This window comes from Mycobacterium sp. IDUB_19, from assembly GCF_055419445.1.
Window position 1 is genome coordinate 1 of record NZ_JBVAXR010000189.1, and the last position, 833, is coordinate 833.

General features: G+C 64.7%; 1 protein-coding gene. It reads left to right on the forward strand.

The window, feature by feature from the left end; translation table 11 throughout:
* Positions 1 to 147: 147 nt before the first annotated feature.
* Positions 148 to 833 (forward strand): acyltransferase family protein (locus ACZY0B_RS27850; protein ID WP_463767439.1); only part of this gene is annotated, 686 nt, incomplete at its 3' end.

Genomic DNA, 833 nt, shown 5'->3' on the forward strand with positions numbered 1-833 from the left:
CTCGACGCCGGCTATCGAGGAATTGATCGCTGAGCCCAAGCAGGACTACATTTCCGGCCGGTTCGGCTGACTGATCTGACCATCGGTGCGACTTGACCGCGGACGGTACCGTGACGCTGTGCACCGCGTCGAGCTTCTCGCGATCTGATGGACCACCTCAACACCGCGCGACCCGTTCGCAATCTGGCGGTGGATTTCTACCGCGCATCTGGCGTGGTGCTTATCGTGCTGGGGCACTGGCTGGCCGGATCCGTGACGTATCACGATGGGCATTTCGGGCGGGAAAACCCGCTCGTCGACATTCCGTGGACGCAGTGGCTGACCTGGATTTTCCAGGCCGTTCCGGTGTTCTTCCTGGCGGCCGGCTACGCCGGCGCGGTGTCCTGGACCCATCGACGCGCCACCGGGGGCTTCTCGCGTGAGGTCTGGCTTCGGCATCGACTGGCCCGGGTACTCGGACCGACAGCGGTGTACATCGCACTGGTATCGGTAGTCGTGGCGGTTCTGGTGGCCTATGGCGTGCCCGGCTCAGTGCTGGAATACGCGGGTTGGGCGGTGGCGATGCACCTGTGGTTCCTCGCCGTCTATGTGGTGGTGGTGTCGCTGACCCCGGTTGCGATTGCCGCACAGGCCCGTTGGGGTCTTTGGGTGCCGGCCGTGTTGGCGGTGGGCGTCGCGGTCCTCGACGTTGCCACGATCGTGGGCCACCTGCCTTACGTCGGCTGGCTGAATTACTTTCTGTGCTGGGGAGCGCTGTATCAGCTCGGAATCGCTTGGCGCGAAGGGCTATTGGGTGGCCGCAGGCCAGTGCTTCTGGCAGCAGGCTCGGCGGT